Origin of the sequence: Microbacterium capsulatum, assembly GCF_030865425.1 — a bacterium.
In the GTDB taxonomy this organism is placed as follows: Bacteria; Actinomycetota; Actinomycetes; order Actinomycetales; family Microbacteriaceae; genus Microbacterium; species Microbacterium capsulatum.
This window is the reverse complement of sequence record NZ_JAVFCB010000016.1, coordinates 18854-43759: the sequence shown is the minus strand read 5'-3', so window position 1 is coordinate 43759 and position 24906 is coordinate 18854. Positions and strand designations below refer to the sequence as shown.

The following is a 24906-nucleotide window of genomic DNA, read 5'->3' as shown; positions in this document are numbered from 1 at the left end:
GCCAATATCGGAGTCGTCGGACTCGCTGTCATGGGTTCGAATCTCGCCCGCAACCTCGCGAGCCGCGAGGGCAATACCGTGGCGATCTTCAACCGCACCTACGAGAAGACGCAGGGCGTGCTCGACGCGCACCCGGAGGCCGGTTTCATCCCCGCGGCGACGTACGAGGAGTTCGCGGCGAGCCTGTCGAAGCCGCGCACGGCGATCATCATGGTCAAGGCCGGTGCGGGCACCGACGCGGTGATCGACGAGCTCGTCAAGGTGTTCGAGCCGGGCGACATCATCGTCGACGGCGGCAACGCGTTCTTCCCGGACACGATCCGCCGCGAGAAGGCGGTGCGCTCCACCGGGATCAACTTCGTCGGCGCGGGGATCTCCGGCGGCGAGGAGGGCGCGCTGACCGGTCCGTCGATCATGCCGGGCGGGTCCGACGAGTCCTGGGTCACGCTCGGCCCGATCCTGCGCTCCATCGCAGCGATCGCCGAGGGCGAGCCGTGCGTCACGCACGTCGGCCACGACGGCGCCGGGCACTTCGTGAAGATGGTGCACAACGGCATCGAGTACGCCGACATGCAGCTCATCGCCGAGGCGTACGACCTGATCCGCCGCGGCACGGGCAAGAGCCCGGCCGAGATCGCGGAGATCTTCGCGGAGTGGAACCGCGGCGAGCTGGAGTCGTACCTGATCGAGATCACCGCCGAGGTGCTCCGTCAGGTCGACGCTTCCACCGGCAAGCCCCTCGTCGACGTCATCCTGGACCAGGCCGGCGCCAAGGGCACCGGCGCCTGGACCGTGCAGACCGCGCTGTCCCTGGGCGTGCCGGTCTCCGGCATCGCCGAGGCCACCTTCGCCCGCTCGCTGAGCTCGCACCCGGAGCAGCGCGCGGTCGCCGGGTCCCTCCCCGGCCCGGCGGAGGAGTTCGTCGTGGCGGATGAGGCCGCGTTCATCGAGGACGTGCGCCTGGCGCTGTACGCGTCGAAGATCGTCGCGTACTCGCAGGGCTTCGACGAGATCCGCGCGGGCGCGGCCGAGTACGGCTGGAACATCGACCTCGGCGCGATCAGCAAGATCTGGCGCGGCGGCTGCATCATCCGCGCCCAGTTCCTGAACCGGATCGCGGACGCCTACGCCGAGACCCCGGATCTGCCGGTGCTGATGACGGCCCCGTACTTCGCCGAGGCGTTCACCCGCGCCCAGGCCGCGTGGCGCCGCGTCGTCGTCGCCGCCGCGCAGGCCGGGATCCCCTCCCCCGCGTTCTCGTCCTCGCTGTCGTACTACGACGGGATCCGTGCCGACCGCCTGCCCGCCGCGCTCGTGCAGGGCCAGCGCGACTTCTTCGGCGCGCACACCTACAAGCGCATCGACAAGCCCGGCACCTTCCACACCCAGTGGTCCGGCGACCGCACCGAGATCGAAGCCGAAGACACGCACTGAACGGCGGCGCCGACGCATGAACGTGAACACGACCGCGAGAACACCCCCGCACGGCAGCCCCGCCGGATACGAGCACGGCTGCCGCACCCGCGCGATGTGCCCCCACGGCAGCGCGGACTCCTGGCTGCTCTCCTGCGCCGAAGCAGTCGTCCGACGACGCGGCGACTACCAGCTCTCCCGGCTCCCCGCCGAACAGCCTCTACCCCGGCACGCGCCGATCGCAGAGCCGGCACCGACCCCGACCACCCGCGAGGTCCACGGCACCCGGTGGGGCTACGCGAGGGGATGCCGCGACGCGCGGGCGTGCCCACACTGGCGTCGAGGAGCGATGACCTGCGCCGAAGCACGCCGCCGCTACACGCAGGCATACGCGTCGCGACGCGCCACCGGCAGCGGCACCCCTATCGAGCACGGCACCTCCAACGGCTACCTCCTCGGATGCCGCGACCGTCTGACCTGCCCCGGCGACGGTGACGGAACCACCTGTTCGGAAGCACGAGCGCGCTACCGTGAGGGACGCGCACGGGCCGCTGGAATCGCCCCCCGCGTTGAGAGCGTCGACGCACGGGTCGCCGCAGCCAAAGTGCGGGAGCTGTCCGCGGGCGGCCTATCGCTGCGACGCATAGCGGCCCTCACGGGATGCGGCCGCACCACCATCGCGGACCTCATCACCGGCGGCGCATCATCGACGCGGAAGATCACACCGGCGACTCTCAGCCGCATACTCGCCCTCGACGGCATGCCCCGCGCCCACGTCGACACCGGCCATTTCGACCCGCGAGCCACGCACCCTGATCGGTTCGCGACAAGCTCCGGGCAGGCTGCCAGTCCAAGGCTGGGTGAAGGCAGCCTGTCCGGACCCACGGTCGCAGCGTCGGAAATGCAGACGTAGCAGGGGACTACGGCGAGGACGCAACATCGTCCGCGCCTACAATGGCGCGTTCGCGTTGAGATGCGAAGCTCCCGCGGACGCGATTCGCCGGCACGTGACTGCATAGGGATGAACGCGTCGGATGGGGGATCTCACCGCACGAGCGAGCGCAGCCTCCGCACCGCCACCGACAGCGTGGCGAGGCCCGAGCCGTCTTGGGCGTGGGCGGCGGCCATCGCCTCGTCCAGAAGGCGGCGGGCCGAGTGGCCGCCCTGCTCGAGCCAGGCCTCGATGCGTGCGGCAGGGTCCATGGGCGCGGTGTGCTGGGCGATCGACGCGGTGAGTTCGATCAGCACCGCGTAGAGGTCGTCGCGCATCGTCGCCCTGGCCATGGAGCCCCAGCGGTCACTCTGCGGCAGCGCCGTCGCCTTGGACAGCATCTCGTCGAATCGCAGCTGCGCCGACAGGGCGAAGTACACGCCGGCGAGTTCGCGCAGATCCCAGCCGTGCAGCCGGGAGGACTCGGCGATGTCGAGCAGGGGGAACGCGTCCAGCACCCCTGCGCCGTGCCGGGCGAGCTCGGTGGGGACGCCGGCGTCGTCCAGCTCGGTCACGCGCCTCTGGAACCGGTCCAGATCCTCGCCCTGCAGCACCTGCTCGAGCTCCGCCCAGAGCCGGGCGATCGGCGGGCGGAAGTCCTCGATCTGCCGGCCGATGTCGAGCCCGTCCGCGCGATGCTGCACGAACCACCGGGTGGCCCGGTCGAGCAGTCGCCGGAAGGTGAGGTACAGGTCGGTCTGCACCGCGGTCGGCACGAGGTTGTCGGTCGCCTCGACCGCGATCACGAAGCCGCGCAGGTCGAAGATCTCTCGTACCGCGACATAGGCGCGGGCGATGTGCTCGCTCGACGCCCCGGTCTCGTCCGCGGCGCGGGAGGCGAACGTGATCCCGCCCCGGTTGACCATGGAGTTCGCGACCGAGTTGACGATGATCTCGGTGCGCAGCGGATGCGCGTCGAGATCGCCCGCGTACGCGTGCCGGATCGGCTCCGGGAAGTACTCGGCGAGGGTCGTCCGGAACCACGGATCCTGCGCCAGTCCGCTCGCCGTGAGGTCGGTCTTCAGTGCGAGCTTCGCGTAGGCGACCAGCACGGCGAACTCGGGCCGGGTGAGGCCGCGGCCGTCGGACGCGCGCGTCGTCACCTCGGCGGCGCTCGGCAGGAACTCCAGCTCGCGGTCGAGCTCGTCGCGCTCCTCGAGCAACTCCATCAGACGCTCCTGCACGGGCAGCATGACGGCGGCGTTGGCGCGCGAGTTGCCGAGCAGCACGTTCTGCTCGTAGTTGTCGCGCAGCACCTGCACCGCGACTTCGTCGGTCATCGAACGCAGCAGGGCGTCGCGCGCGGGCCGGTCGAGCCGGCCGGCGCGTTCCACGGCCCCGAGCAGGATCTTGATGTTCACCTCCCGGTCCGAGGTGCCGACGCCGGCCGAGTTGTCGATCGCGTCGGTGTTGATGCTGACCCCCGCCAGCGCGGCCTCGATCCGGCCGCGCTGGCTCACACCCAGGTTGCCGCCCTCGCCGACCACGCGGAGGCGCAGCTGATCGCCGTTCACTCGGATCGCGTCGTTGCCGCGATCGCCGATCTCCGCATCCGTCTCGTCGCTCGCCTTGATGTAGGTGCCGATGCCGCCGTTCCAGAACAGGTCGACGGGTGCGAGCAGCACGGCGCGCTTGAGCTCGAGCGGGGTCAGGGTCTGCACCGCGGGGTCCAGGCCGAGGGCCCGGGTCATCTCGGGAGTGATCGGGATCGACTTCAGCGAGAGCGGGAACACCCCGCCGCCCGCCGAGAGCAGGCCGCGGTCGTAGTCGTCCCAGGAGGATCCGGGCAGATCGAACAGGCGCCGACGCTCGGTGAACGACGCGGCGGGATCCGGATCCGGATCCGCGAACACGTGCCGGTGGTCGAAGGCCGCGATCAGCTTGATGTGCTCGGAGCGCAGCATGCCGTTGCCGAACACGTCGCCCGACATGTCGCCGACGCCGACCACGGTGAAGTCCTCGGTCTGGGTGTCGACGCCGAGCTCGCGGAAGTGCCGCCTGACCGACTCCCAGGCGCCGCGGGCGGTGATGCCCATGCCCTTGTGGTCGTAGCCCGCCGATCCGCCCGATGCGAAGGCGTCGGCGAGCCAGAAGCCGTACTCCTCGGAGATGCCGTTCGCGATGTCGGAGAACGAGGCGGTGCCCTTGTCCGCCGCGACCACGAGATAGGAGTCATCGCCGTCGTGGCGCACCACGTGCGCGGGCGGCACGATCTCGCTGCCGACGCGGTTGTCGGTGATGTCGAGAAGTGCCCGGATGAACGTGCGGTACGCGGCCTTGCCGCCCTCGAGCCATGCGGCCCGATCGCTCGGCGCGGGCAGGCGCTTCGCGAAGAACCCGCCCTTGGATCCGGTCGGCACGATGACGGCGTTCTTGACCATCTGCGCCTTGACGAGGCCGAGCACCTCGGTGCGGAAGTCCTCGCGGCGGTCGCTCCAGCGCAGGCCGCCGCGGGCGACCTTGCCGAAGCGCAGGTGCACGCCCTCGACCTCGGGCGAGTAGACCCAGATCTCCGCCATCGGATGCGGCTTGGGCAGGCCGGGCACGCGGGCGCAGTCGAGCTTCATCGACACCCACGGCTTCGGGGATCCGTCGGCAGCCGGCTGGTAGAAGTTCGTGCGCCAGGTCGCCCCGATCACCCCGATGAAGGAGCGCAGGATCCGGTCGTCGTCGAGGCTCGAGACGCCGTCGAGCGCCTGGAGCAGCGCGGCCTCGGCGGTCGTCGTCTGCGCGGTCCGGTCGCCCTCGAGTGCCGGGTCGAAGCGCAGCTCGAACAGCCGGACCAGGTCGCCGGAGAGGCCCGGGTGCGAGACCAGCGCACGTTCGATGTACTCGACCGAGAACGCGGATCCGATCTGCCGCAGGTACATCGCGATCGCGCGGAGGACGACGATGCGGCGCCATTCGACGCCGCCGAGCAGCACGAGGGAGTTGAGCCGGTCGCTCTCGGCCGCGCCGGTCCAGGCCGCCGTGAACGCCGCCTCGAAGTCGGCGCCCCAGGCGGGGTCGCTCCAGCGCGCGGCGCTCTCCGGCGCGGGAGCCGTGAGCCCGAAGTCGGAGATGTACCGCACCTCGCCGCCGGGGAGCGTGATCGTGTACGGGCGCTCGTCGACGACGTCGGTGCCGAGGTCGGTGAGGATCGGCAGCACCTGCGTGAGCGGATACTCGCGGTGCGAGACGACGGTGAGCACCCGTTTGGCCGGATCGTCCCGCTCCGGGACGTTGAGGCGGACCGCGAACTCCGCGGACTCGAGGCTCTCGAGCAGGGCGATATCGTCGATGGCCTCCTCGGGCGTGACCGAATCCTTGTACCCGAGCGGGAACACGTCCCCGTAGCGGCCCAGCAGCCGGGCGGTCTCGTCCTCGCCGTAGGCCTGGTGCAGCGCGTCGACGAGCCCCTCGTCCCAGCCGCGCACGGCCTCGGCGAGCCGCGCCTGCAACGTGGCCTCGTCGACGTCGGGCAGGGAGGATCCTCGGGGCATGCGCACCACGAAGTGCAGCTGCGCGAGCGGCGCATCCCCGACCCACGTGGCATGATCGACGCTCTCGGCCTGGAACACGTCGCGCAGCACGGTCTCGATGCGCAGCCGCACGGCGGTGTTGTACCGGTCCTTCGGCAGATACACGAGGGCCGACACGAACCGGCCGAACTCGTCGCTGCGGAGGAACGCGCGGGCACGGCGGCGATCCCGCAGCCGACCGACCTCGGTGGCGACCTCGAGCAGGTGCTCGGGGGTGTCCTGGAACAGCTCGTCCCGCGGGTACTGCTCGAGGATCTGCAGCAGATCCTTCCCGGAATGCGACATCGGCGGGAAGCCGGAGGCCTCGAGCACGCTGCGCACCTTGGTGGAGGCGATCGGCAGCGTCGAAACGGAGGCGGCGTACGCGGCGGACGTGAACATGCCGAGGAAGCGGCGCTCGCCCGTGACGTTTCCGGCATCGTCGAACGTGCGCGCGCCGATGTAGTCGAGATAGACGTCGCGATGCACCGTGGCCCGGGAGTTGGCCTTGGTGATCGTGAGCAGCCGTGGCTCGCGCGCGGTCCGCTGCGCCTCCGGCCGCAGATGCGCGACCTCGGCCGCGGCCTTGCGGAGGATGCCGAGGCCGGTGTGCGCCAGCGGGACGAGCACGTCCTCGCCGTCCTCCGCCGTCTCGAGCCGGTATTCGCGGTAGCCGAGGAAGGTGAAGTTGTCGTCGGCGAGCCAGCTGAAGAAGTCGACGGCCGGACGGATCGTGGCCGGGTCGGCGGTCGCCGGGGGTGCGGTTCGCAGGTCGGTGACCACGTCGAGGCAGGCGCGGCGCATGGCCGGCCAGTCGTCCACGGCCGCGTGTACGTCGCCGATGACCGACTGCAGGCGCTCCTCGAGCTGGGCGCGGCCCTCGCTCGTCGGCACCCGGTCCACCTCGAGGTGGATCCACGACTCGAGCTCGCCGCCGTGCGCGACGGCCGAGAGCAGCTCGCCGTCGGAGCCCCGCCGCACCTCGACGATCGGGTGCACGAGCAGGTGCACCGCAAGGCCCTGTCGGGCGACCGCCGCGATCGCCGAGTCGACAAGGAAGGGCGCGTCGTCGGTGCAGATGTCCACGATCGTGCGTCGCGAGGTCCAGCCGTGCTCGCTCAGCGTGGGCGTGAACACGGCGATCCGGGTCTGCCCGCGCTCCCGACGCTCCGCGAGGGAGCGCAGCGAGACCGCGGCGCCCACGATGTCGCGGGGTTCGCGCTCCGCGACATCGTCGGGGTCGAGCCCGCCGATGATGCGACGCAGTCCCTCTCCCAGGTCGGCGTCCAGTGCGTCGATCGCCTCGTCGATCGCTTCGGATCCGGTCGTCTTGCCCATGAACCTCATCGTCCAATCCGGCGTCGCAGGGTTGTGCTCGTCCTCCACGAAGGTACTCCGAACGGGGGGGCGCCGCTTCGTCGGAACTCAGGCGGCACGACCCTGCTAGGGTGGGTTCCCCCAACGAATCCCTGATCGGAGCCTGCTTCCTGAGGATCCGGTCCCTCTTGCTGCCACGACGGAAGGATCGCAGGATGTCGGTGAGTCCGGGTATCTACCAGCACTTCAAGGGCGCGCGGTACGAGGTCGTCGCGGTCGGCCGGCACAGCGAGACCGAGGAGCAGCTGGTCTTCTACCGCAAGCTCTACGACGACTACAGTTTCTGGGCGCGGCCGCTGGCGATGTTCGAGGAGCACGTCGAGCGCGACGGCTACAGCGGCCCGCGGTTCGTGCGCATCGCCTGAGTCCGCCGACCCCACGGGTGCGGGTCACACCTTCGCGGTGAGCGTGCCGTCCATCGCGACCACGCGGCCGCGCGAGACCACCACCCGGCGCGGTGGCACGGACGCCACCGCCTCGGCCGCGTTGCGGGCATCCACGAGCACCAGGTCGGCGACGCAGCCGACGTCCAGGCCGTGGTCCTGCACTCCGAGCACCCCGGCGCCGCCCGTCGTCGCTGCCCGCAGGGCGAGCTCGAGGCCCTCATCGGTGCGCACCGAGTTGCGGTAGGCGACGAGCATGGCGCGGCGCAGCATGTCGCCGTCGCCGAACGGTCCCCACAGGTCCCGGATGCCGTCGCTCCCGCACGCCAGCGGCACACCCGCGGCATCCAGCGCGAGCAGGGGCGGCACGGGCACGTCGTAGACGGCCGCGGTCGCCAGCGCCACGCCGGCCTCGGCGAGCCGGGCGATGAGGCGCTCCTGCGTCGGCGGATGCGCGATCCCGAACGCGTGGCTGATGACGACGCGACCGGCCATCCCGTACGCGATCGTGCGGGTCGCGATCTCCTCGAACTCCCACGCCCCCAGCGATCCGTCCTCGTGCAGGTGGATGTCGATGCCGCAGCCGGTGCGGGCGGCGAGGTCGAACAGGGCGTCCAGCTGCACGGTCGGCGCGCGGTCCACGACCGCGGGGTCGATGCCGCCGATCGTCGGCACCCCGAGCGCGACGGCCTGCTCGAGCAGCTCGAGAGTGCCCGGGTTCGAGATCAGCCCGCCCTGCGGGAAGGCGACCTGCTCGATCGTGACGACGTCGCGGTAGCGCTCCGCGACCCGGGCGACGGTCTCGATGCCGCGCAGCCCCACGCCCGGATCCACATCCGTGTGCGTGCGGATGCGCGTCGTGCCGTTCGCGACCATGCGCTCGACCAGCGCGGAGATGTACTCCTCGCGGGGCAGGCCGAACCTCTCCCGTTCGCGCCGTTCGCGTGCGATGCGCTCGGAGACGGTGCCGAGGCTCGGGGTCGGCACCCACGGCCCGGAGTACAGGGTCTTGTCGACATGCGCGTGCGCGTCGACGAGGCCCGGCAGCGCGAGCGCGCCCCGGCCGTCGAGATGCTCCGTGTCGGCGCCGCCGTCCGGCACCGTTCCGGCGGCCTCGATCGCGACGATCCGTCCGCCGTCGCACACCACGCTCACGCGCCGGTCGGGCGCGTGGGCGAGGCGCACGTCGTCGACGACGAGCGTCATGCCGCGGCCTCGGCGGCCCTGGTGCGGGCGTCCACGGCCGGGGCGGTCCCCGGCCGGATCAGCGACCCGCCGACGGTGATCACGACGTTCAGCACCAGCGCGACGAGCCCCACGTTCATGCCGAGCACGACAGGGTGCGCCGTGATCACGGCCCACGTGACGAGGGCGACGCCCACCAGCATCCCGATCAGCATCGGCACGCGGTTGAGGCGCTTCCAGAACAGGCCCAGGATGATCGCGGGCACGAATTGCGAGACGCCCTGCTGACCGACCTGCAGCAGGTTGACCAGCAGCGTCGGCGCCGTGAGAGCCAGGGCGAGCGAGACCGCCATCACCGCGAACACCATGATCTTCGACAGGGACAGCACCGAGCGCTCGCTCGCGTCCGGCCGGAAGGCGTTCTGGTACACGTTCTTCGATAGCTGCGTCGCCGACATCAGCACGAGAAGGCTCACCGGCACGATGGCCGACAGCGCGCCTGCCGCCCCCACGACCCCGGCGAGCCACCCGGGAAGCGCCTTGACCGACAGATCGAGCAGCGCGGCGTTGGTGTCGCTGCCGGTGAGACCCGGCGTCACGAGCATGGCCGTCATCCCGACCAGGACGGGAAGAGCCAGCAGGATGCCGTAGAACGGCAGGAACACCATGTTGCGTCGCACCGTCTCGGCCGACTTGGCGGAGAAGATGGCCGCGGTCGCGTGCGGGAACATGAAGAACGCGAGGCTCGAGACCAGGAGCGTCGACATCATCCACAGCGGCGTGTGCTGCGGGGAATGGCCGGCCAAGGAGAAGAGGTCGGGGTACTTGCCGATCACGGTGTCCACGACCTTGGTGTACGACCCGAAGAAGTGCAGCGGCAGGTAGATGCCGACGATGCCGATGCCGATGATCATCAGGATGTCCTTGAGGATCGACACCATGGCGGTCGCGTTCATGCCGGCCAGTGACACGAACAGGGCGACGATGGCGAAGGCGATCAGCATGCTGACGTCACGCGGCAGGGCGCCGCCCGACGTGACCTGCACGATCTGCCCGAAGCCGAGCAGCTGCACCTCGATGTACGGGATCATGAACGCCACGCCGACGATCCCGAACAGCGCCCCGAACCAGCGGCTCCCGAACCGGTGCGCGAAGTAGTCCGCCTGCGTGACGAGGTCGTGGTCCTTCGCGTACGCCCACAGCCGGGGCAGGTACAGGTAGCCGAACGCGTACGCGAGCGTGCCGTAGCCGAGCGTCCACAGGGCGGCGTCGCCGAGACTGTAGACGCCGCCGGAGGCGCCCAGGAAGGTCGCGGTCGAGTAGGTCTCGCCGGCGGCCAGCAGCCAGAACAGGAGGACGCCGTAGGAGCGTCCGCCGACCGTCCAGCTGGCCAGATCGCCGCGCTTCGTGCGCCGCCGCCCGTAGAGCCCGAGGGCGACCGCCGCGAGGATGACGACGATGATGACGCCGGATGCGGCGTTCACTGCTCCGCCCCCGTCGCGGCGGCGTCACGGCGGCGCAGGGTGTCAGCCGCGAGCAGGAAGAAGGGGGTGATGAGCGTCCAGAGCGCGAACCAGAACGCGAGCTCCGGAAGGATCCAGATGCGCCCCGGCCCGGTGAAGAACGGGACTCCGGCGATCACGATGACCACCGGAATGAGCGGCAGGATCCATTGCAGACGCTTTCTCATGGCGACCTCCATTGGGCGCATTTGGTATCCCATACGTTAGAACTCCGCCGCGAAGCTGTAAACACCCTGAGTCCAACTCCCGCCGTCTCCGCCTCATTGCCCCGGTCAGAGGGCTGTTCCAACGAATCCAGGACCCCGCGACGATGGGATGCAGTCAGGCTGAACGCGGTGCGGCGGCGAGATCGGATCCGCCGGCGACGCGCGTCTGGACGTCCACGCCCGCGCGGAGCGTGCTGAGGTTGACGCAGCACTGCTCGGCGAGCTCGATCAGCCGGGCGAGCCTCCGTTCGTCCGGGTCTGCGGCCGGCCGGAGGCGGATCGTGCAGGCCAGGTGCTGGAATCCGACGGGTACGTCCGGATCGACCATGAGCGTTCCGCGCAGGTCGACGTCGCCGTCCACCTCGACGGCCAGTTCCGCCAGCTCGATCCCGAGCGAGTTCGCGATCATCCGCACCGAGCTGTCGAGACAGGCGGCGAGGGCGGCGCACAGCATATCGCCCGGATTCGGGCGGTCGTGCAGGCCGCCCACGCCGCGGTCGAGTCCGTAGCGGAAGCTGATGCCGTATCCGCGGCCGATCCGCACCACGCCGTGGAAGGGATCCTCGGCGGGCGCGCCGGCCGTCGTCGTGCCCGCCCATTTCCGTGAGATCGCCTCGGCCGGATGCTCGCGGTAGAGGATCCGCAGGGGGCGCTGGCGATCGCGGACCTCGGAGTTCGTCGACATCGCTGACTCCTTCCCGTTGAACGGACGATCGTTCGTTCACGCTTGAACGTACGCTCGTGCGCTTAAGATGTCAACGTGTCGAACAGTGAAGAAGAGCGGCCGCGGCGCACCCGGGCGCCCGGCGAGCGGTCCCGGCGTCGCGTGCTCCACCACGCGGCGCAGCTCGCCACGGTGGAGGGTCTCGAGGGCCTGTCGGTCGGACGGCTCGCCGAGGCGAGCGGCATGCCCAAGAGCAGCGTCTACCAGCTGTTCGGATCCAAGGAGGAGATCCAGCTCGCGACGGTCGAGGCCGCCCGGGCGACCTTCACCGCGGAGGTCGTGCTGCCCGCCCGCGTCTCCGCCGATCCCGGCGCTCCCCGGCTCCTCGCGCTGTGCGACGGCTACCTCGACTACGTCGAGAACCGGGTGTTCCCCGGCGGCTGCTTCTTCGTCGGCGCCGCCGCGGAGGTCGGCGCGCGGCCGGGTCGCCTGCACGATCGCGTCGCCGTCGTGCAGCAGGAGTGGCGGGATCTGCTCCTGCGCGAGGCGGAGCGCGCCGCCGAGCAGGGCGAGCTGCCGGACGGATCCGAACCCGCGCAGGTCGCCTTCGAGCTCGGCGCGATCGTCGCCGGCACGAACATCCTCAGCGTCCTGCACGAGGACTTCGGCGTCATCGCGCGCGCCCGCGCGGCCGTGCGCAGCCGGCTCGGCCTCTGACCGGATCTTCCCGCGCACCCAGCCGGCATGCAGGCTCGGCCGGTGCCCTTCCGCCGGCTCGGGCGCCGGATTAGACTCCGCTCGGGGACCACATCAGCGCACCCGAATCGCCCCGGCGATGCGCTGGGCCGGTGCGCGGATGACAACGCCCCCGGACTGGGATGATTATGTTCGAGAATCTCATGGCAACGGCCGTTCTTCCGGCAACGGACCTCGACCGCGCTCAGCAGTGGTGGCACGACGTCCTGGGCCGCGACCCGGTGTACACCGACGCAGAGGGCGGCAACCTGTTCTACGACATCGGCGGCTGCGTCGTGCTCGTGTACAGGACCGACTTCGCCGGCACTGCGAAGAACACCGCCTTCAGCCTCATGACCGACCACCTCGATCGCGACATGACGGGACTGCGCACCCACGGGGTCGTCTTCCACGACTACGACCTCCCCGGGCTGAAGACCGTCGACGGGGTCGCCGATCTCGGAGGCGAACGCGGCGCGTGGTTCAGCGACAGCGAGGGCAACATCATCGGGATCAGCGAGCCGGCACCCGAGATGATGGAGATGGCGAGGAAGATGCGCGCCGGCATGGCGGGCTGAATCCGGATCCATGACGCGCAGAGCGGGCGCAGCACAGGGACGCCCGCTCTGTCGCGTGCCCGGGACGGTCAGGCGGCCGGCCGCCCCGTCGGCGCGGCCGCGGGCGGCCCGATGGTCGCCGCGGCGACGATCGCCCGCGTGACCTCGGCGTTCCACAGCTCCTCCCTCGACGTCGCCAGGGCGCGGCCGACGGTCGACGAGACCGTCTTCCACGTGATGCCCAGCGCGCCCGCCGCCGCGACGAGCACGGTCGTGACCTTGAGCGCGGCGTCGGGGAGGAGCCAGATGCCGAGGACCGTCACCAGCACCGCGACGAGGACCACGCCGGCGATCGGCGCCCACCAGCGCCGGAAGAACCGGAACAGCACGCCGCGGAACTGCTCGATCATCCGCGAGCTGGCCTCGGCGTAGTCGTCCGACTGGAGCAGATCCGCCGCCTGCTTGTCGCCGCAGAGGAGCTGCCGCCAGAGCTTGCCCTGGGTGCGCAGGGCGCTCCGGGTCGCCTTGTCGGTGAGCGCCGTCGCATGCGCCGGATCCCCGACCCAGCCCGCCCACGCCTTCAAGGATCCGGACACCGCGCCCGCAGCGTGCTCGGGCAGATCCTCGTGCAGGTCGCCCAGCCAGCCGTAGGCGTTCTCGAGGCGGGCGGGGTCGAAGTGCTCCTCGTACGTGCCCGGCTGCGCGGGGTCGGGCATCAGCGTGGTGTCGGCGAGCATCCGCCCGAGTCCGAGCGCCACCTGCAGGTGCGGCGCGACCGCCGCCAGTTCCACGAGCAGGCTCTGGTACACGGTCAGGACGTCGCTGCGCGTGGTCGCCGGATCGACGCCCTCCTCCTTGAGCGCGGTGACCGTGGCGAGGTTCTGCGGGTCGAGCCCGAGGGACGTCGTGAGGGCCTGGAGGTCGTGCTCGATCTCGCCGACGAGCATCTTCCCTCGCCTGTAGGCGCCGATCTCGCTGGTGCCGGGCAGGTGCGGCGGCGCCGGTGCGGGGTCGCCCGGCTGCGCCGGCGGGGGATCCAGGTAGACCGTCGCCAGCTGCCATCCGAGGCGGATCGCGGATCCGGTCGGCGTGAGGACGCCCGAGGGTGTCGCGTCGGCCGGGTGGTGCGGTGCTGCAGGGGATTCAGCCATGCGCTCCTCCTGGTTCGAGGATCAGTATCGACCTTCCGCGCGGCAGGGGACAATGCCGATATTCCAGGGCGGGACCGGCATCGCGGCGGGGGTAGCGTTGACGCATGACCTCGGCCCCGGCGCACCCATGAGCCGGAGCGAGCCGGACCCGGCCCGCCCGCAGACCGCGCTCACCCGGGTGTGGGTGCGCAGCCACTTCCTGCTCGCCCCGGCGGGGGTGCCCCGCTGGCCGATCGCCCTGCAGGCGGCACTGTCGATGTTCCTCCCGCTCGCGCTGTTCACCCTGCTCGGACAGCCGGGCGCCGGCATGATGGCCGCGAGCGGAGCCTTCACCGCGATCTACCTCGTGGGCGTGACGCCGGCGCTGCGGATCCGGCTGCTGCCGGTCATCGGCCTCGCGATCCTGGCCTGCGCGGGGATCGGAGCGCTCCTCGCGCCGTTCCCCGTCTCCGCCGCGATCGGACTGGTCGTGATCGCGATCCTGGCTGCCGCGCTGCACTACGGCTTCCGGCTCGGTCCGCCCGGACCGGTCTTCTTCGTGCTCGTCTACGGGCTGTCCACGCATCTGACCGGGCTGGTCGGCGGACACCGGCTCGTGGATCCGCTCGTCTTCCTCGGCGCGCTCGCCGCGGGCGTCGTCATCGCCTACGCCGTCGCGGTCGCCGCGTTCCTGATCCGGCGGATGCGCGGGCGCGGGACGTCGGGCGGCGCCACCCAGATCGCGCGGATCCCGCGGCTGGACCGGGATGCGCGGGCGCTGCTGCTCCGGGTGGCCCTGGTCGCCGTCGTCGGCACCCTGCTCAGCATGCTGTTCGTCGATCCGCAGCGCGCGTACTGGACCGTGTGCGCGGGCCTCGCCGTGATCGGCGTGAACGTCGGGCGACGGGTCGCGTTCATCCGGGGGAGTCAGCGGTTCGTCGGCACGGTCGTCGGGGCGGGCCTGTTCGCGCTGCTCGCGTTCATCCCGATCCCGGTCCTGGTGCTGCCGTTCCTGCTCGGCGGGCTGCAGTTCGCGATCGAGATCTTCGTCGTCCGCAACTACGCGCTGGCGCTCGTGTTCATCACCCCGCTCGTGCTGTTCATCATCTCGAGCGCCGCCGGGCCCGGCGGCGGGCTGCCGCTGGGGCTGATCCTCGAGCGCGTCGTCGACACCCTGATCGGGGCGGTGCTGGGTGCGGCATCGGGGCTCGTGCATCCGCGGTCGGCGGGGCGCGCGACGCGCTGACGAGCGCGACCGGGCGCCTCTGCTCGAAACCAGTAGCCGCCGCGGTGCCGGAGCGCTAATGTGTGGCCAACTCTTCTCGTGGGGGCGGCCGTGAACGGTGCTGAAGAAGTCGTCTCCGCCGAAGCCGTGGCCCGGCGTCGGCGGCCATGGATCGCGTCCCTCGTCGCGCTCGCCTTCGCGTGCCTGGTCGCGATGTCGCAGGTCGACGGCCTGCTCGGCGACGTCCTCGGGCCGAAGCGCGACGTGCATCGTCTCGCCGATGTGCTCGGCCTCGCCCCGTTCTCCACCGACGCCGCGTGGGCGGCCTGGTGGTCCGACGACAAGGGCCGGGCGCCGCTCTTCGTCGGCGTGTACACGGTCATCGACCTCGTCTTCATCGCCTGCGGCACGACCGTGCTCGTCCTCGCTCTGCGCTCGATCTCCTCGCTCACCTCCTCCAACCGGCGCAAGTGGCTGGTCTGGATCGGCGTCCTCCTGGGTGCCGCCGTCCTGGAGGACGTCACCCTGCTGCTGGCGGCCGGGCGCCTCATCGGGCCGTCCATGCTCTGGATCGAGATGCTCGCGACATCCGTGAAGGTGCTGCTCGCCGTGGGACTGCTCGTCTCCGCGCTGCTCGGCCGTGCGATCGGGGACATGCTGAGGCCGGGACTGCGCCGGGCCTGGATCGGTGTCTACGCCCAACGGCTCGGGGTTCTCGTCGTCGTCGCAATGGCGTTCCTCACTCTGTTCGGGTCGGGTGAGCTCGCAGCGCAGGTGCCGGACATCTACCGCGGGCTGCTCAGTGCGCCCCGCGACCTCTCGGGCGGGCAGCTCGGGGCGGCGATCGTGCAGTTCGCCAGCGTTCTCGTCGCCGGCGGGGTCGTCGCGGTCCTGCTGGTCTACTTCGGGCGCCAACGCGGCCGCACCCGCCGGGAAGGATCCCCGACCGAGAGCGCCCGGCTCTGGCCCTGGGTTCTCGCCGCGATCGTGATCGCCGTCTGCGGTGGGGTGGCGGCGGGCTTCGGCGCCCTCGACTCGCCTCCGGCGCTCTGGTTCCGCAACGGCTTCCACCCGCCCACCACCCTCTGGCTGGTGCTGGCGCTGCTCGTGATCGCGGGCGGCTCCCTGTGGCTGCGGCGCCACCGCGATCTGGTCGGCGAGCCCGTGCTGCCGGCCGAGGAACCCGTCGAACCGGTCTTCCTGGTGGGCGACATCGTGTCGAGCGCGTGGGTCGCCGTCACCTTCCTCGGCCCTTTCGCCGCGTTGATCCCGGTCCTCGTGCTCTACCCGCTCGGCGAGTTCCGCGGCACCGTGTTCGAAGGCGACGGCGGGTTCCTCGCGGGCGCCGCGATCCTCCTGCTCGGGCTGGGGATCGCCGCCGCCGCCGCGACCTGGTCGATGCTGCGGGGCCCGTTGCGGCCGACCGTCGAGGCGGATTCCGATCGGGTCTCGGGTTACCTGCGCGCGGCGCTCGCCATCGGATCCCCCAGCCCGGAGGCGGCGCGGCGGCTCCGGATCGTGGAGCGCGTCTCCGTCGCCGGAGCGCTCCTGCTGTTCCTCATCCTCGCGATCGTCCCGCTCTGGATCGGCCAGTGGATCGGCCCCCTCGCGGTGACCGTGGGCATGCTCGGCGTGATCACGGGCGGCATCGGCTGGGTGGTGCTCGAGTTGGGGCGGCGTCGGCCGCCCGAGCTGTTCGCGTTCCTCCGGCTGCGCTCCACGCCGGTGATCTCGCTCGCGCTCGTCCTGCCGATGATCCTCGCGACGATCAACCCCCTGCCCTTCCCGCATGCCGTCACCTTCGTTCCCGAGGCCGGGCATCTGAACAGACCGTCGGTCGCGACGGCGCTCGATCACTGGAACGCTCAAGCCTGCGAGATCGAGGTCGACGGGACGCGCATCAAGCCGCTCGTGATGGTCGCCGCGGAGGGCGGAGGGATCCGCGCCGCGACCTGGACCGTCGACGTCCTCGGCAAGCTGTTCCCGTCGGGATCCGGCTGTTCGCCGTCGACATCGGTCTTCGCGTCGAGCGGGGCGAGCGGCGGGAGCATGGGGCTCGCGATGTTCGCGAACGCGACCACGGCGGACAAGGCCGCCGTGGACATCTCCACGCTCAGTCGTCCGGGCGCCCTCGGCACCGACCTCTCCGCGATGGTCTCGAGCGACCTCGTCGCCGGCTTCACCGGGATCCGTCTCCCCAGTGTCGACGGCCGAGAAGGGCTCCAGGCGCGGGATCGGGCCCGGCTGCAGGAGATCGCCTGGGAGGCGGACGCGAGCAGTGCGCTCGGCACGAGGTTCGACAGCACGTACCGCCCGGGAACCGGCTACGCCATGTTCAACTCGACCGACTCGGTGTCCAACTGCAAGGTGGTCGTGAGCCAGATGCGGCTTCCGGGCGGGGATGGGCAGGACGCCCCCCGGTGCACCGGACCGGACGCAACCCTGAGCCATTCCGTCGATCTGCTCAGCCAGTTCGGGAGCGACTGCCCCCTGGGCCTGCGCTGGTCGACCGCATCCTTCCTGTCGGCGCGGTTCCCGTTCGTGAGCCCGTCCGGACGGGTCGACGACGAGCTGTTCTCCGACCCGCGCTGCGCGACCGGGTGGAACATGCAGCTCCTCGACGGGGGGCTGCTCGACAACAGCGCGCTGGGGACGCTCTCCGACCTGCTGCCGACGATCCTGGCCTGGACCCGGGCGCACAACGCGGAGGCGAGTGCCGCCGTGGTGGTTCCGGTCGTGCTGTGGATCTCGAACGGGACGGCGGCCGATGTCCTCGCGGTGAGCGGCAACGCGCGGCCGGAGTGGGTGGCGCCGCTCGTCACCCTGCAGCAGGTGAAAGGGGCGCAGATGGCGCCGGCGGCCTGGCTGAGCCGGTTGAGCGGCCAGCTGGGGGCGGGCGACATCTGCCCGCCCGCGGCGTCCTCGACTCCCCCCGGTGCGGACGGGTGCGCGAAGGGGGTCGCATCGGTGCAGGCCAGGGTTCCAGGCGGGATCGCGCTCGCGTCGATCGCCACCTCGCCCGCAGTGTCGCTGCCGCTCGGCTGGACTCTGTCCGGTTTCACCGACTCCCGACTGAGCCTGGCCGCGAAGGACCTGGCCGGATGCCGGCAGAGCAGGCCGGGCTCGACCTCGAGCGCCGGGCAGGACTACGCGTCGCTCGGCGCGCTGCTGGCGCTCTACCGGCCCTGCGGGTAGGCGGCCGGCTCTTCTCGTCCAAAGATTCGAATCAATCCATCAACAAGCCGCCGTCCTCGCGGTTGAATGTCGGTGATCTGTTCTAGACTCGGAGCATGAGCACCTCTCCCGATCACTACCTCCGCCGCAGTGCGGAGATCGTGGAGCTGTGCGCCGATCGGGATCGCGCGATCGCCCGGCTGCAGGCCGAGAAGGCGGCGCTGCTCGCCGAGAGGGTGGAGCTGCTGCTCGGCGAGGTGACCCCCGGTGCGGCCGGGTTCGATCAGGCGGAGCGGTCGATGATCTGCGAGGTCTCGGCCGGGCTGAACGAGACGCGGTTCGCGGCGGCGAGGGCTCTCGCCAACGCCCACACCGTGCACGACCGGCTGCCGCTGACGCGGGAGGCGTTCGACGCGGGCGATCTCACGGTCGCGCACGTGGATGTGATCGCGGAGGTCGCGCGGGACATTCCCGTGGACGACGCCGACGCTCTCCAGGCGTTCGAGGCGCTGGTCGTGCCCTACGCGGTCCGCGAGACCCGAACCCGGACGAAGACCTTCGCGGAATCCGTGGTGGCGGCGGTCGCGCCGGTGCCGCTGACCGAGAAGCAGCAGAAGGCGCACGACGATCGCACGGTGACGGTCACCGACGAGGGCTCGGGGTGCTCGACGCTGCACCTGACCGGTCCGTCCGTGCTCATCCATGCGGCGTTCGACCTGCTGACGCAGGAGGGGCGGGCGATCCTCGCCTCGGCGAAGCGCGCCGGTGCGGATCCTGACGGCGTCGTGGACGAGCGCAGGCAGGATCAGGTGCGGTTCGACCGCGCCCTGCTGCGCCTGCTCACCGGGACCGTCGACGCGGACGCCGACATCGTGGCCGGGATCCGCGCCACGGTTCAGGTCACGATCGCCGCCGGCACGCTCATCGGCGCCGACGGACGGATGGCGGAACTCGACGGGCGCGGGCCGATCGATCCCGACGTCGCCCGGCTGTTCGCCGCGTCCGCGACGGCCTGGGAACGGCTCTTCATCGATGAGACCGGGATGCTCACCCGCACCAGCGCCTACCAGCCGACTGAGGGGATGCGGCGGTTCCTCCGGGCGAGGGACCGTACCTGCCGATTCCCCGGATGCCGGCAACCCGCGAGACGGTGCCAGATCGACCACAACCACGACCATGCCCGAGGCGGGCCGACCGACGTGGGCAACCTGAGCTGCTTCTGCGCGACGCATCACGCGATCAAGCACCCCGACGTCGATCCGCGATGGCGATGGACGGCCCGGCAGGGCCCCGGCGGCGTGATCACCTGGACGACGCCGGCCGGGATCGAGTACACCGACACCCCACCGCCGCGCGTGATGTTCGTCGACACCGGTGTCGCGCAGGCAGCGGCATGATCTCTCCGCGGAGCTGCCGTGCATCGGGCCCGGAGGGGGCGAGGCCCGACCGGCTGCGCTCGTACGGTTCCGGCTTGGGTCAGTCGGCGAGGAGTCTGCGGGTACGGGTGTCGATCCGGATCCGCCTGGTGGCGAGCAGACCGGTCGTGTCGACCGGCGTGAACTCGGTCTCCTCGGGCGCGTCCGACGTGGCCGTGAGAAGGCGTCGGATCTCTTCGTCTCCCAGGGGCGCGGCGCCGTCGTATCGGACGACCGAGTGCGCGCCGCTCACCTCGCCGTCGGGCGCGTACCCGACCCAGGTCGTCTCCTCCACAGGATGAAGGCCGACGGCGTGCGCAGCGCTGGCCTGCGTCAGCACCTCGCGTCCGTCGATCTGGGCGAGATAGGGCGATGAGAGGAACAGTGTTCCGACTGCAGCGGCCTTCACATCCTGATCGGCCCAGACCTGCAGCACGACCAGATCCGTCGTCGCGCGCAGCACTGTCTGCCCGCCGAACGGCGCCTCGGTCAACCAGGCCGAGCCACGCGCGTCGGCGATCCGCACCCACGCGGGCGATCCCCACACGGCAGTGAGCGCGGCCTCGCCGAGCACGCGACTGCGCGGGATCGAGATGAGCTGCGTCGAGGCCCGTTGCAGCCCGAGCCAGTATTTGTTGACGGTGTTGACGACGATGTCCATGTCCGGACTCCTTTCGCTGGTGCACGGGAGGAGGCGCCTGTCGCCGCCCTGATACATCGGCATCCGGCCGAGCAGGATCCTCCTCGGCGACCGGCGCGCCCTTGACCGGCCATGCCGGGCGGAGTAGGCACGGATCAGATCCCGCCCCGGAGGTGAACCCGTGTCGACCGAATCCGCCGCCGCGTTCCTGGCCCTGCACCACGGCAGCGGGTTCGTGCTGCCCAACGCGTGGGATCCGGGATCCGCGCGCATCCTCGCCCAGCTCGGATTCCCGGCCGTCGCGACGACCAGCGCGGGGATCGCCTGGGCCCTCGGCGTGCCCGACGGCGGCGGGGTGGACGCGGACACGATGCTCGACCACATCGAGCGGATCGTCGCCGTGGTCGACGTGCCGGTGACGGCCGACCTCGAGGCGGGCTACTCCGACACGGCGGAGGGCGTCGGACGCACGATCGCGCGTGCGGTCGAGCGCGGCGTGGTCGGCGGCAACCTGGAGGACACCGCGCACGGTGAACTCTTCGGCGTCGACGAGGCGACGGATCGGATCGCCGCCGCGCGGGATGCCGCTCCGCGCGGATCCTTCGTGCTGAACGCCCGCACCGATGCGTACTTCTTCGGCGGGGTGGCGGATCCGTTCGCCGAGACCGTCGCCCGCGCGCATCGCTATGTCGACGCCGGTGCGGACTGCGTGTTCGTGCCCGGCGTGAACGACGAGGACACGATCCGCCGGCTGGCCGATGAGATCCCGGCCCCGCTCAACATCGTCGCGGGGCTGGCGTCGAACATCATTCCGGCGCCGCGGCTGTTCGAGCTCGGCGTGAAGCGGATCAGCCTCGGCGGCAGCCTGGCCAGGGCGGCCCTGACCGCCCTGGAGCGGGCCGGGCGCGAGCTGCTCGAGACCGGCACACTGGGGTTCCTCGACGGCGCGATCCCGTACGCCGAGGTGCAGCGCCGGTTCTCGGACTGAACGCGAACCGGCGCCGCACGGGCGGGCGCGAGCGGACGCTCGTCAGCGCCCGACGCCCGACATGTCGGCGTACCGGTCGCCGGCCGCCGGCGGGAGCGCGTCGAGAGCCGCGAGCTGGTCGGGGGTGAGCCGGAGCGTGTCGGCGCCGATGTTCTCCTCGAGGCGCACGACCCGCTTCGTTCCCGGGATCGGCGCGATGTCGTCGCCCTGCGCGAGCACCCACGCGAGCGCGACCTGCGCGGGCATCGCGTCGAGGTCGGCGGCGACGATCTCGACGGCGTCGAGGATCCGCAGGTTCGCGGCGAGATTGTCGTCTGCGAAGCGCGGGTTGCTGCGGCGGAAGTCGCCGGGGTCGAGCGCGTCGGCGGACCGGATCGCGCCGGTGAGGAACCCGCGCCCGAGCGGCGAGTAGGGCACGAGACCGATGCCGAGCTCGCGCAGCACGGGCAGCATCCGCTCGGCGGGCTCCCGTGTCCACAACGAGTACTCGGTCTGCAGCGCGGTGACCGGATGCACGGCGTGCGCGCGGCGGAGCGTCTCCTCGCCGGCCTCGGAGAGCCCGTAGTGCAGGATCTTCCCCTCCGCGATGAGCTCGGCCAGGGCGCCGACGGTGTCCTCGATCGGCGTCGCCGGATCCATCCGGTGCTGGTAGTAGAGGTCGATCCGGTCCGTGCCCAGGCGCTGCAGCGATCCCTCGACCGAGCGCCGCACGTTCTCCGGAGTGCCGTCGAGCGTCCGGCCGCCCTCGCTCCGCGGGTGGACGCCGAACTTCGTGGCGATCACGACGCCGTCGCGCCGGCCGGCCAGGGCGCGTCCGACGAGCTCCTCGTTCGTGTGCGGCCCGTACGTCTCGGCCGTGTCGAGCATCGTGACGCCGAGCTCGAGCGCGCGGTGGATGGTGCGGATCGACTCCGCCTCGTCGGAGTTCGCGCCGGAGTAGTACGCCGACATCCCCATGCAGCCGAGACCGAGGCGCCCGACGGACAGGGCGCCGAGGGTGGCGAGCTCCATCGGATCAGCCCGCCGACAGCACGGCCAGCACGTTGCCCGCGGGATCCGTGAACCAGGCGATCGTCGGGCCGCGGCCGGGTCCGCCGTGCGCGATGCCCTTCGCGTCGGTGCCGAAGTCCGGGTCGGTGTAGATCTTGGTGACGACGCCGCGGGCGTTGAGGTCGTCCACCGCCGCCTCGACGTCGTCGACCGGGAAGTTCATGATCGTGAAGCTCGCCGGGACGTGGTTCGGCTTCGCGTAGACGAGGACGGATCCGCCCTGCGGCAGGCGGATGTCGAGGAAGCCCATCGGATTGGTGGAGACCTCCAAGCCGAGGGTGTCGCCGTAGAAGGTGCGGGCGGCGTCGATGTCGTCGACGCTGAAGCCGCTGAACGCGTGGGTGGTCTGGAATGCCGTCATGCGTCCAGCTTGCGCCGGTCGGCGGCGCGCGTCCAGGGCCCGATGCAGGAGAAGCGCCGGACACGACGAAGCCGGGCCGAGGGGATGGCCATCGACCCGGCTCCGCTGTCCTCACGTGCCGCTCAGCGCACCGTCGCGGTGACGTACTGCGAGGCGTCGCCCGGTGCCTGCTGCTCGAGCCGCATCCGGTCGTTCACGTACTGCAGAGCCAGCCCGCTGTTGCGGTTGACGAGGCGGTACGTCGTGGAGCCGTCCAGCGAGGTGCCGCTCGTGGCGACGCGCTGCAGGTACCACTGGTCGCTCCCGCCCGGGGTGCCCAGGCTCGTCGAGGTCATCGGTGTGGCGTCGGCCTCCTGGGCGCCGACGGTGACGACCGCATCGACCGCGCGCTTCCCCTCGGGAGTGCTGCCGGAGACCTGCAGGGTCTTGTTCGTCGACGGGTCGACGAGGCGGTAGAAGCCGCTGTTCTCGCCGGTGGTCGAACGCGGGTCCTTCACCGGGACGAGCTTCCACGTCGAGGCGCTCGTGGCCTTGCCGTCTCCGCCGTCCAGGCCGGGGCCGTGGTTCGAGGTGACGGCCTTGCCGCCGACGCGGAGGATGTACGACGCGTCCTGGCTCACCGGGTTGCCCGCGGTGTCCTGCGGCACGTACTCGGAGCTGACGATCGCATTGCCGGAGCCCGGCGTCTGCGCGATGTCGACCACCTTGCCGTTCAGGTCGGAGATCGTCAGGAACGAGCGGCCGGTGACGTTCTGGTTCGTCAGGCTGCCGTTGTCGAGCGACGTCAGGTAGCCGCCGTTGGATCCCGCGGGCATGAGCCCGACGACCTTCCACGAGTTCGGGTCGCCGAGGTCGGCCGTCTCGTACACGTTGCCGTCGTAGCCGACGATCCGGTACTGGCCCGCGAATGCGTTGTACGAGATCGCGGACTCGTTGTTCACGGCTGGCTGGTAGATGAACTTCGACATCGGGTCCTGGTAGAACGCGCTGTTGGTGATCAGGTCGACCGTCGCGGAGACGCCCGTTTTCGGGTCGGTCTGGGTGACGTAGATCCCGCCGGTGACGACCTTGACGCCGTTCTCGTACTTGTCGTCGACGGCCTTGATCGTCACGTTCATGCCGGTCACGGGATCGGTGTAGCCGATCGTGCGGTTCGGCGCGCTCGTGCCGGTCGCGTCGTCGATGATCGTGTGCGCGAGCGTGTTGGCGGTGTACGTGGCGCCGGTGCCGTCGGCGAGGCTGATCAGGTGGTCGGCCTTGACGGTGTTGCCCTGGTACGAGGCCGAGGCGTTCGCCCCGGATCCGTTCCACGCGATCCGGTCCGTGGCCGGGTCGTAGGACACGTTCAGGCCGCCGACGGAGTTGACGTTGCCGTCGATGCCGCCGATGCCCGGCTGCGACCAGGAGCCGTTGTACCACTTCTGCCAGGTGCCGCTGGCCATGCCTTCGCTGATGGGCGAGCGGGCCATCTCGGTCCAGCTGGCGAGGGTGGACGATGCGGGCTTCTTGTAGATCTTCACGTTGTACGTGATGTAGAAGTAGCCGGTCGAGTAATCGATGAAGAGCCGGCAGCCCGAGTTGCCGAACGGGTAGGACTTGCCGGGGGAGGCGGCGCTGTCGATGACCTGGTCGTCATCCCAGGCCGAGGTGAGCGCCGGTCCCCTGTACTGCCACGAGGCGCCCTTGTCCTGGGACGTCGCGAGCAGGATCCGGTTGTTGTGGTGCGCGCTGGCGATCTTCTGCGCGACCGTTGCGTCGGGCCCCTTGGTCTGCCACGGGTCGAACTGGAACTCGTCGTTGAGCAGAGCGTGCCAGACGCCCTGCGGGTCCACCCACACGCCGATGACGTCGCAGTGGTCGTCCTGCTGCGGCGACGGGATCGGGAAGGTCGGATCCTTGTCGAGCTGATAGCAGATGGTGTTCGGGTCCGCGTAGTACGCGGGCGCCTGGTTCAGCTGCGTCGACGTTCCGACGCCGGCGGTGACCGCGCCCATGTCGGAGTTCGTGAACGTGCGCGCCCAGTGGTGCGCGGGGTTCGAGTCGTACGGGGCGTCAGCGTTGGTCCAGTGGAACTGGCCGTCCTTGTCGACGAAGGCGGAGCCGGCGATGTCGCTCAGCAGCGAGCCGCTGATCTTCCCGGTCGCGGCGGCCGTGTACTGCGGCGGCGCGATGGTCGTGTCGGCGTTCGCGGCGGCCGGCACGGTGAGGGCCGCGACGGCCCCGATCGCGAGCGCCGGCGTCAGCCGCCGCCATCGGACTGCGCGCACGTTGCGGTGCGCGGTGCGGTGTTGTTTCATGGTGATGCCCTTTCCTGTTCGTCTTCGAAGCGGTGGGATGGGGTGCTGTCCTTCCCGTTCCTCCGTCGCAAGCGCGGAACGGGAAGGCGCCC

At 70.9% G+C, this 24906-nt stretch carries 19 protein-coding genes; 9 read left to right on the top strand and 10 right to left on the bottom strand.

Features of this window, described 5'->3' with window-relative positions:
* On the top strand, nucleotides 1-1434 hold a 1434-nt coding region (gndA, locus tag RBR11_RS18200; RefSeq protein ID WP_308489410.1), incomplete at its 5' end, for an NADP-dependent phosphogluconate dehydrogenase.
* A 328-nt stretch (nucleotides 1435-1762) separates the two neighbouring features.
* Entirely contained in the window at nucleotides 1763-2326 is a 564-nt protein-coding gene (locus RBR11_RS18195; RefSeq protein WP_308490803.1) for a hypothetical protein, read from the top strand.
* A 131-nt stretch (nucleotides 2327-2457) separates the two neighbouring features.
* Here the strand turns inward: RBR11_RS18195 and RBR11_RS18190 are convergent, their stop codons facing one another.
* Nucleotides 2458-7242 carry an NAD-glutamate dehydrogenase gene (locus RBR11_RS18190; protein WP_308490802.1) on the bottom strand — a complete coding sequence of 1595 codons (4785 nt, stop codon included), beginning with the start codon at nucleotides 7240-7242 and terminating at the stop codon, nucleotides 2458-2460.
* 194 nt (nucleotides 7243-7436) lie between these two features.
* On the opposite strand from RBR11_RS18190, the gene RBR11_RS18185 reads away from it, so the two are divergent.
* A complete protein-coding gene (locus RBR11_RS18185; protein WP_308490801.1) occupies nucleotides 7437-7646 on the top strand; it encodes a DUF1653 domain-containing protein in 210 nt (69 codons plus the stop codon).
* Nucleotides 7647-7670: 24 nt separating this feature from the next.
* On the opposite strand, the gene RBR11_RS18180 is transcribed toward RBR11_RS18185, so the two are convergent.
* The 4 genes from RBR11_RS18180 to RBR11_RS18165 form a co-directional block, all read right to left on the bottom strand.
* On the bottom strand, nucleotides 7671-8870 hold the full coding sequence (locus tag RBR11_RS18180) for an amidohydrolase (protein WP_308490800.1): 1200 nt from the start codon (nucleotides 8868-8870) through the stop codon (nucleotides 7671-7673).
* Nucleotides 8867-10333 carry a sodium:solute symporter family protein gene (locus RBR11_RS18175; protein WP_308490799.1) on the bottom strand — a complete coding sequence of 489 codons (1467 nt, stop codon included), beginning with the start codon at nucleotides 10331-10333 and terminating at the stop codon, nucleotides 8867-8869. Before RBR11_RS18175 ends, RBR11_RS18180 begins: the two co-directional genes overlap by 4 nt.
* Complete coding sequence (locus RBR11_RS18170) at nucleotides 10330-10539, bottom strand: hypothetical protein (protein WP_308490798.1); 210 nt, start codon at nucleotides 10537-10539, stop codon at nucleotides 10330-10332. The genes RBR11_RS18175 and RBR11_RS18170 overlap by 4 nt, the downstream gene beginning before the upstream one ends.
* A gap of 154 nt (nucleotides 10540-10693) precedes the next feature.
* A complete protein-coding gene (locus RBR11_RS18165; protein WP_308490797.1) occupies nucleotides 10694-11263 on the bottom strand; it encodes an OsmC family protein in 570 nt (189 codons plus the stop codon).
* A gap of 75 nt (nucleotides 11264-11338) precedes the next feature.
* Here RBR11_RS18165 and RBR11_RS18160 point away from each other — a divergent pair, with 75 nt between their 5' ends.
* Both RBR11_RS18160 and RBR11_RS18155 read left to right on the top strand, forming a co-directional pair.
* Nucleotides 11339-11959 carry a TetR/AcrR family transcriptional regulator gene (locus RBR11_RS18160; RefSeq protein ID WP_308490796.1) on the top strand — a complete coding sequence of 207 codons (621 nt, stop codon included), beginning with the start codon at nucleotides 11339-11341 and terminating at the stop codon, nucleotides 11957-11959.
* A gap of 182 nt (nucleotides 11960-12141) precedes the next feature.
* Entirely contained in the window at nucleotides 12142-12555 is a 414-nt protein-coding gene (locus tag RBR11_RS18155; protein WP_308490795.1) for a VOC family protein, read from the top strand.
* Nucleotides 12556-12623: 68 nt separating this feature from the next.
* Here RBR11_RS18155 and RBR11_RS18150 read toward each other — a convergent pair whose 3' ends face one another.
* Nucleotides 12624-13685, bottom strand: coding sequence for a hypothetical protein (locus tag RBR11_RS18150; RefSeq protein WP_308490794.1), 1062 nt, complete (start codon nucleotides 13683-13685; stop codon nucleotides 12624-12626).
* 127 nt (nucleotides 13686-13812) lie between these two features.
* Between RBR11_RS18150 and RBR11_RS18145 the strand changes: the two genes are divergently transcribed.
* The 3 genes from RBR11_RS18145 to RBR11_RS18135 all read left to right on the top strand — a co-directional run bounded on the left by RBR11_RS18145 (nucleotide 13813) and on the right by RBR11_RS18135 (nucleotide 19460).
* Nucleotides 13813-14910 (top strand): FUSC family protein, encoded by a 1098-nt coding sequence (locus RBR11_RS18145; RefSeq protein ID WP_308490793.1) that lies wholly within the window; start codon nucleotides 13813-13815, stop codon nucleotides 14908-14910.
* A 90-nt stretch (nucleotides 14911-15000) separates the two neighbouring features.
* The gene (locus RBR11_RS18140) at nucleotides 15001-18084 is read left to right on the top strand and encodes a hypothetical protein (protein ID WP_308490792.1); all 3084 of its coding nucleotides are present in this window, start codon (nucleotides 15001-15003) and stop codon (nucleotides 18082-18084) included.
* Between the two features lie 95 nt (nucleotides 18085-18179).
* A complete protein-coding gene (locus tag RBR11_RS18135) occupies nucleotides 18180-19460 on the top strand; it encodes an HNH endonuclease signature motif containing protein (protein ID WP_308490791.1) in 1281 nt (426 codons plus the stop codon).
* Between the two features lie 79 nt (nucleotides 19461-19539).
* Here the strand turns inward: RBR11_RS18135 and RBR11_RS18130 are convergent, their stop codons facing one another.
* Nucleotides 19540-20139, bottom strand: a complete 600-nt coding sequence (locus tag RBR11_RS18130; protein ID WP_308490790.1) for a hypothetical protein — start codon at nucleotides 20137-20139, stop codon at nucleotides 19540-19542.
* A 160-nt stretch (nucleotides 20140-20299) separates the two neighbouring features.
* Between RBR11_RS18130 and RBR11_RS18125 the strand changes: the two genes are divergently transcribed.
* A complete protein-coding gene (locus tag RBR11_RS18125; protein ID WP_308490789.1) occupies nucleotides 20300-21106 on the top strand; it encodes an isocitrate lyase/PEP mutase family protein in 807 nt (268 codons plus the stop codon).
* A 42-nt stretch (nucleotides 21107-21148) separates the two neighbouring features.
* Here RBR11_RS18125 and RBR11_RS18120 read toward each other — a convergent pair whose 3' ends face one another.
* The 3 genes from RBR11_RS18120 to RBR11_RS18110 form a co-directional block, all read right to left on the bottom strand.
* A complete protein-coding gene (locus RBR11_RS18120; RefSeq protein ID WP_308490788.1) occupies nucleotides 21149-22117 on the bottom strand; it encodes an aldo/keto reductase in 969 nt (322 codons plus the stop codon).
* 4 nt (nucleotides 22118-22121) lie between these two features.
* Nucleotides 22122-22517: a VOC family protein gene (locus RBR11_RS18115; protein WP_308490787.1), complete on the bottom strand. Its 396-nt coding sequence runs from the start codon at nucleotides 22515-22517 to the stop codon at nucleotides 22122-22124.
* A 122-nt stretch (nucleotides 22518-22639) separates the two neighbouring features.
* A complete protein-coding gene (locus RBR11_RS18110; protein WP_308490786.1) occupies nucleotides 22640-24814 on the bottom strand; it encodes a hypothetical protein in 2175 nt (724 codons plus the stop codon).
* Nucleotides 24815-24906: the final 92 nt, after the last annotated feature.